The sequence below is a fragment of the Janthinobacterium sp. AD80 genome, assembly GCF_002878455.1.
In the GTDB taxonomy this organism is placed as follows: domain Bacteria; phylum Pseudomonadota; class Gammaproteobacteria; order Burkholderiales; family Burkholderiaceae_D; genus Janthinobacterium.
On the sequence record NZ_NRDQ01000157.1, the window covers coordinates 1 to 7,451 of the forward strand.

Annotated in this window: 4 protein-coding genes and 1 pseudogene; 3 read left to right on the top strand and 2 right to left on the bottom strand. The window is 63.0% G+C overall.

Translation table 11 applies throughout. The annotated features are described in order from the left end of the window. Nucleotides 1–701: 701 nt before the first annotated feature. From JaAD80_RS23885 to JaAD80_RS23895, 3 genes are all read left to right on the top strand, one after another. Complete coding sequence (locus tag JaAD80_RS23885) at nt 702–2,060, top strand: phenylacetate--CoA ligase family protein (RefSeq protein WP_146012510.1); 1,359 nt, start codon at nt 702–704, stop codon at nt 2,058–2,060. 63 nt (nt 2,061–2,123) lie between these two features. After that, nucleotides 2,124–3,194 carry a glycosyltransferase family 4 protein gene (locus tag JaAD80_RS23890; RefSeq protein ID WP_180979562.1) on the top strand — a complete coding sequence of 357 codons (1,071 nt, stop codon included), beginning with the start codon at nt 2,124–2,126 and terminating at the stop codon, nt 3,192–3,194. A 10-nt stretch (nt 3,195–3,204) separates the two neighbouring features. Next, nucleotides 3,205–4,287, top strand: a complete 1,083-nt coding sequence (locus tag JaAD80_RS23895) for a CapA family protein (RefSeq protein WP_180979563.1) — start codon at nt 3,205–3,207, stop codon at nt 4,285–4,287. Between the two features lie 349 nt (nt 4,288–4,636). Here the strand turns inward: JaAD80_RS23895 and JaAD80_RS23900 are convergent, their stop codons facing one another. Both JaAD80_RS23900 and JaAD80_RS31260 read right to left on the bottom strand, forming a co-directional pair. Continuing rightward, nucleotides 4,637–6,874 carry a heparinase II/III family protein gene (locus JaAD80_RS23900; RefSeq protein WP_258003150.1) on the bottom strand — a complete coding sequence of 746 codons (2,238 nt, stop codon included), beginning with the start codon at nt 6,872–6,874 and terminating at the stop codon, nt 4,637–4,639. Nucleotides 6,875–7,258: 384 nt separating this feature from the next. Continuing rightward, a pseudogene (locus JaAD80_RS31260) lies at nt 7,259–7,451 on the bottom strand (family 2 glycosyl transferase); the annotation flags it as partial.

Here is a 7,451-nt window from a genome sequence, read left to right on the forward strand (position 1 = left end):
ATGGCGCAGCAGGCGCGCGATGCCCGCCTGGCGCAAACGGTAGAACGGTTCGCCCGGCGGCATGCAGCGCAGCCGGTTCCACAACCATCTGAGGCGGCCGGCACGCTTGCGCGGGGCCGCCATCATCGCTGCCCCGGCGTCAGTCACGCAAGCACCCTGCCGCGGCTGCCTTGTCCAGCAATACATCCATCCACAACCTCCAGGATTCCACTTAATTCATGCCAGCGACACAGTATTACGCAAAATACATGCTGTCCACGCAACACAGCCAAAAGAAAATAATGTCAAAACAACACAATGATTGCATTCGCTGCCACGCTTGTCAATCGCAGCGCAGCATTTTTGTGCAGGGCCAGCCGCGAAAAAAACCTGGCGTACCCCCGTGGAAGCATGCGCGCCGCAGAGCAATGCCGGCGCGGCACCCGCGTTCTGCAAGAATGTAATTTGGACAATTACATTGAAAATAAACTATGATGTGGCTGTGACGCGGCTCTGACAGGGCCGCTGCGGACATGCGTGCCGCCCATGCGCCAGCCGCGCTGCATGCTGGCGGCAACAGTGGGCCGAAAACACCTGCATCGCACTGATATAAATAGTACCGTAATAAACCAGGCGAATACGCTAACATGAGCAAATAGCCACGCCTGGCCGCGCCGCAGCATGCTTGCATGCATGCAAGGGCGCGGCAATGACGATTTTTCTTGAAAAGCCTATCTATGCTGTCGAATGGCCGTAAAAACATCTTATTTCTGCTTCGCCATTTAATCAGACGTAATCCGTTCGTCCTGCGCCGCGCCGCCGGCCTGCAGGCGCGGGAACACGCCAGCGCACCGCAGCAATTGGCGCGCCAGGCAACGCTGCTGCGCGCCACCCTGGCCGCCGCCCGGCGCCAGCTGCCACGCTATGCCGCCATCGCCCTGCCGCCGGCCGATGCCGATCCGCTGGCCTGGCTGCGCACGCATTATCCCGTGCTCGACAAGCAGGACTTGCTGAACGGCCGCGCCACGCTGTACCCGCGCGCAGGCAAACGGCGTCCCTGGTGGCCGGCGGGAAAAACCAGCGGCACCTCGGGCACGCCCCTGGAAGTCTTCCGCAGCCTCGATTCGGTCATGTGGGAAGAAGCCTTCCACCTGCAGGCATGGCAATGGGCCGGCTACACGCACGGCGCGCAGCAAGCCGTGGTGCGTGGCGACCAGGTCTGCGCGCCAGGCCAGCGGCAAGCGCCCTACTGGCATCAGGACCCGTTCGGCAAGCAGTTGTTTATTTCCACAAGACATTTATCCGCGAGCACGGCGCAAGCCATACTCGATGCCATCGCCGCCAGCCGGCCCGCCATCCTGCGCGCCTACCCGTCGGCCTGCTTTGACCTCGCGCGCCACGCCGAGCGCCTCGGCCATGCCTTGCGCCTGCCAGCCGTCATCACCGGCTCGGAACCCCTGTTCCCCCTGCAGCGCGAACAGATCGAGCGCGCCTTCGGCTGCCGTGTGTTCGACACCTATGGCATGGCCGAGCGCGTCGCCTTCGCCGCCCAGTGCGAAGCGGGCTATTACCATGTACAGCCCGAGTACTCCCTGGTTGAAATTCTCGACGACGACAACCAGCCCACCAGCGATTTCGGCCATGTCGTCGGCACCACCTTGCACAATCACGTCATGCCCCTGCTGCGCTACCGCCTCAGCGACCGCGCGCGCTGGCTGCCGGGCGAGTGCCCCTGTGGCAGGCACGCCGCGCGCATCGAACTGTCCTCGGGCAAGGTGGAAGACCAGCTGTATGACAGCGAAGGCACCGCCGTCAGCGCCAGCATCGTGACGTTTGCCTTCAAGGGACTGGCGCATATCCGCAAATCGCAGGTCGCGCAAACGGGACCCGGCACCTGGGTCGTGCGCATCGTGCCGGAAGCCGGCTATGCGGAGGCCGACACGGTGGCGCTGGAAAGCAACTTCCAGCGCTATATCAGCGACAGGATCTCGGTCAGCATCCAGTTGGTCGAGGATATCCCCCTGATGCCTAGCGGCAAATACAAATGGGTTTCCCAGGAATGGCCTGGAGCGCGCCGGTGAAGCGGCAGGGCCAGGACGCGGCGGCGCCCCGCCGTCTTTTTTAAGCAGAGCGATGAACGCATGATGAAAAAAATCCTCTTTTGCGGCCCCATCCCCCGGCCAGGACAGGCGCCCAATGGCGGCTATGAGGCGTGCAACCGGCGCAGCATCGATGCGCTGCGCGGACAGGACCGCACGGTCGACGAGCTGTATTACCCGCAGCCCACCGGCAAGCCATGGAAAAAACTGCCGGCATATGTGCTGGGCTTTGCCAGCCTGCTGCGCGAGCTGCCGCAGCATCAAGGGCAGCTGCTGCATTTGACGGGACTGTACAAACAATTTGTCTTGCCTGAAATACTGCTGCTGCGCCGCGCCCGCACCATGGGACTGCGCACCGTGTACGACATCCGCGCCGGTTCCATGCTGCGCTACTATGCGCGCTATGGCGCGCTGTACCGCTGGCTGTTCCGCCACCTGCTGCGGCGGGCCGACATCGTCATGATCGAAGGCATGGAATACGCGGACTTCGTCCGGCAAACCACTGGCAAGCCGGCGTTTTACCTGCCCAACCATATCAGCGCGGGCAAGCTGCCCGCGCGCACGCTCGGCGCGCCCGGCACGGGTCCCGTGCGCCTCGTGTATGCGGGACGCATCACGCTGGAAAAAGGCATACGCACGGTGCTGGAGGCAACACGCCTGCTGGCGCAGCGGGGCGTCGACTGCAGTCTGACGGTGGCCGGCCCAGGTCCGGCGGCCCTGGTGGACCAATTGCGCGAGGAATACGGCGACTGCGCCGTGCGCTGGCCCGGCCCCCTGTCGTCAGAGCAAGTGCTGGCCGAATTCGGCAATGCGCACTTTTTCCTGTTTCCCACGCGCCACAAGGGCGAAGGCCATTCGAACGCCCTGACGGAAGCGATGGGCATGGGCTGCATGCCGCTGGCGTCCGAGAATGGCTTCAACCGTTCCGTGATCGGCGACACCGGGCAAATTCTGCCCCTCGACGCCAGCGCCGCCGACTATGCCGACGCCGTGCAAGCCTGGTGCGCCGGCGGGCGCTGGCAAGCGGCATCCAGCGCGGCCATGGCGCGCACGCAGGATTTGTTTTCCACCGAACAAGCGATCAGCCGGCTGCTGGCAGCCTACGATCAACCATGAAAGTTTCAGCATGACATTACTGTTCGCCGGTGATCTTGCCTGGCCGCAAGCAGACATCCTCGATTATCAAGCGCTGCGGGAACTCGCCGATGGCGCGGCCATGGTCGTCAATCTCGAGGGCGCGCTGCTGGCCGGGCCCGCGCAGGAATGCGCAGTCAATAATGACTACAAATTCAACCTGTATTCGGATGCCTCGGCCACCGGCATCCTGCGCCAGCTCAATGTGCGCGCCTGCGGCCTGGCCAACAACCATATCTCCGACTACAAGGGCGGCCTGGCGCACACGCGGCAGATGCTGGACGCGAACGGCATCGCCGCCTTCGGCACGCGCGCCTTGCCGCATTGCGAGCTGCAGGTGGCGGGCACGCAGTACATCCTGTTCGGCGCCTGCTCCGCCTTGCCGGAGCCGGGCACGGAAGGCAGCCAGGACAGCGCCATGCCCTTCGGTCCTGCCGCGGCGCTCGCCATGCTGGCCCGTTTGCGCCAGCAATTTCCGGCCGCCAAGCTGGTGGCATTCCTGCACTGGGGCTATGAACTGGCGCGCTTTCCCCAGCCGGCCGACCGCGAGTGGGCGCGCCAGGCGATCGATGCGGGCGCGGACCTGGTCATCGGCCACCATCCGCATGTGGTGCAAGGCTATGAACGCTACCGGCATGGCGCCATCGCCTATTCGCTGGGCAACGCCATCCTGCCGCAGACGCAATACCGGGGCCGCCTGCTGCACTACAAGACGCCGTATGTCTGCGAACAGCTGGTGCTGGCTGTCGCGGACGACGGCGTGACGGCACACTGGCTGCGCTATCACCCGCAAGAGGGACGGCTGACGCGCGAAGGCTCGGCAGCGGCCGGCGATGACGCCCAGCTGCGCGAACGCACGCCGTTTGCGGGCATGGATGACGCGCAATACCGCGCCTGGTTCGCCAGCACGGGCCGCCTCGACGGCAATTCCGGCCACCGCTACAGCTATACCTTCTGGAGCTACCGCGGCTGGCGCCAGGCCGACAGCGCCCTCAAGTTCGCCCTGCTGCGCGCCAGGCGCAGCGTGCGCAAGCTGGCCATCCGCAGCGGCTTGCACAAGCCGTACAACTGGTAGGCCTTCGCGGCAGATGAAAAAAGCGATGGCAGCGCCAAGTGCGGGAAATCGCCCGGCGTTGCTGTCCACATTGTTTCCGGCGACGGGATGCGCCGGGCATCGACCATCCAGCGCCAGGCTGGACAATCCGGCAGGCAACGCGTCGCCACGCCATGATCAATAGGGGAAGTCGGGCGATGAAGATTTTCCACTGCGCTGCTTGCCTGGCCGGCCCCTTGCTGGTCTGGTGCGTAGCGTCAGCCTACAGGGCCAGCCTGCAATTCACGGGTTTCCCCTGTCTGGCGGTGGCATAGCCCAAAAAAAACGGCGGCACCGGGGTGCCGCCGTTCGCGTCAGAAGATGCGACTGCTTATTTTGGCAAGGCCATCGAGAAGGTGCCGACAGTCAGGCTGCGGCCCGTTGCCGTTGGCACCAGCGAGATTTTCGGCTTCTTGCAGCCCACATCGAGCACCACCAGGAACTCGGCGCTGGTGGCGGGCTTTTTCACGAAGGCGGCGTGATCTTCGTACGTGCCGGTTTTCGACGCGCCGCCCGTCTTCTTGACGAAGGTGGTGTCGCCCGTGACAGAACTGATGCAGACATTGCGGTCGGCATTCTGGATGACGACGCCGCCATCCGTTGCCACCGTCATCGGCACGATCGCATGCATGTTCCACTCGAACGCGCGCGCCGTGGCCGACGCCAGTGTGTCGCGCACGACCAGCACGTCAGTGCCGCGCAGGTACCAGAGTTGCCGCTTGTTCAGCGTCAGCGCACCGTCAAAGGCGGCCGTGGCATCGCCTTCGGCATAGTCGAGTCCAGGCGTGGTGGCGAAGGAATTGATCTTGCCATTGCGGCTGAGCAAAGTATCGAAGCCCACGGCCAGCTGTCCCTTGCCGCCGTCAAACGTCACCGCATTATGCGCCTTGGTCTGGCGATACCAGTCATTCCACAGCGGCGAACCATACCAGTCGTACCAGCCGGCTTCCGTCAGCAGCGGCCGGCCGCCACTCACCAGCACGATGCTGTTCTGGTCGGCATGGCTGTGATTGAAGGAGCCATACGGGCTCGATTTGAAGTACACGGAGGTGCGGTCGCGCAGCGCCAGGCTGCTGTGCATCGCCACCCAGCCGATGCTGGAGAACAGCGCCGCATTCGGCGGCGGCGTTGCCGTGGTGACGGACGCCACCGGCAGAGGCCATGGCGCTTGCGCCAGGGTCAGCGCATCTTCCTCGCCCACCAGGTTGCGTACATACCATGCCGCTTCGGGCGAAGCGAGACGCGAGGCAAAGCCTTTCAGCTCCGTGGGGATCGGCGCTGTCTCATGCTCGTCGCCAAACACGTGCGTGGGCGAACCTGGCGGCTGGAAGTACATGAACATTCGCAGGAAGCCGGCGCTCCACGGTTTCTCGAACAGGTTCACGCCGGTGGCGTTGGCCAGCGGCTGCCAGACAAACAGGGACGTCAGGGCCATGTGCTGGCCATAGCTGGTGCCGTTCGCAAAGCCGCCTTCCGGGCCGCTCCAGATATAGATCGAATTAACATAGGCGCGGAACGAGAAATCAAACCACTTCTCGGCGGCGGGAATATCGCCCAGGGTCAGCGCGGAAATCAACGCCACATAGCCTTGCGCCACGACGCCGTGCGAATCGAAGGGATACTGGTCGAGGATGCCATTGCTCACCTTCAGCGAATCATAGATGGGCGCGGTGCGTCCCTCGATCGCCTTCAGCCAGCTGGCGCGCGATGCGCTGTCCAGGTCGCTGCCCAGGAAATCGAAGGCCTTGGCCAGCGTCAGCGCAATCAGGCGATTTTCCTGGTCGGAATTGGCCAGGCTGGTCGGGCCGGTGGGCGACAGCGCCGCCAGCTGCCCGCCGCGCGTCACCGCTTCGTTCAGGTACTGGCGGTCGCCCGTCACGCGCCACAGCAAGGCGGCCGCTTCCAGCTGGCGCGTCACGTCGCCCATGGCCCAGCGGATCTGCGACACCTGCACGTTGCCAGCCGCCGTCATGGCGCCCGAGGTGACCAGCGGCCAGTCCGAATCCTTGTAGATGGGAATGCTCTTGGCGCGCCATTGCACCTGGCCGACGAGCACATTCACGGCCGGGTTGCGTTCGGCCTGCTTGGCCGCACTCCATTTAACCTTGGCAATGTCCCCGGCCAGGCCGCGTGGATGCGCGCGCTGCGCGATGCGCGCCTTCAGGGCGGCGGTATCGGGCACGAGGAATGGCTTGGAAGCGCTGGCATCGACATAGAATGGCCGTGCCGTCGACCAGTCGGTGGTGGTCGACGGCCGCACGCGCCAGGAATAGGCGCCGGGCGCCAGGGCGGCGAGCGGCAGATACCAGGTGCGGTCCGTGGTAAAGGTTTGCAGCGGTGCGCCAGCCAGGTCGGTGCGGCGAATTTCCAGCACATACGCGGCGGGATTGCTGGGATGCATGGCCCAGGAAAAGCTCGGTGGATTCTGTGCCTGGATCTGCGCATTCGCGGGGGCAGCACGTGTCACCCGTGCCAATGGCGAGGTCGCCCAATCGGCATAGCTGGGCGCGGCGATGCCGCAACCCAGTAACAGGACGCCACGCAAAATTGATGCAACATTGAAATTCATAATCCCCCCTGGGTAACTAATATAGATAACAAAATAATATGGCTGGGAAATTCTAGAAATTCTTGCATTTATTTCTAACTTCTACGAAAATATTGCTATTTAATTCAAAATCCTCGCTAAAATCCCGTTTGCGAGTGGATATTACACCTGATCGCGGCGTAAGTTTTGCCTATTTTCATTGCGTGAAATAAAGAAAATACAGAGAACTATTTATTGCCGGGAGATATATTAAAAGGCTGGCAAACCGCAATGCGGCTCGCCAAACGCTGCAATATAGTAGTGGCCGCGCCTGTATCAGGCGGATCAGGGGAAATTTTGCGCGACTTTAAATGGTTTTTCCAAGAAGAAACTTACAAATCACCGAAAGTTACTTTGATTATCACGTTACCGATCGCTTAACAAGCATGCCGGAATGGCTATTTGCGGATCGCGGGCCGGGCGCAGGAACCCCCGCGCCGCGCCCACCGAATGCATGTGCCAGGCCAGGATGGCGATGCATGCCCCGTGCAAGTCTTTTTTGCGCCAAAACAACATTCCCAGGCTGACACCCCACACGGCGGCCACGCTCGCGCCCAGC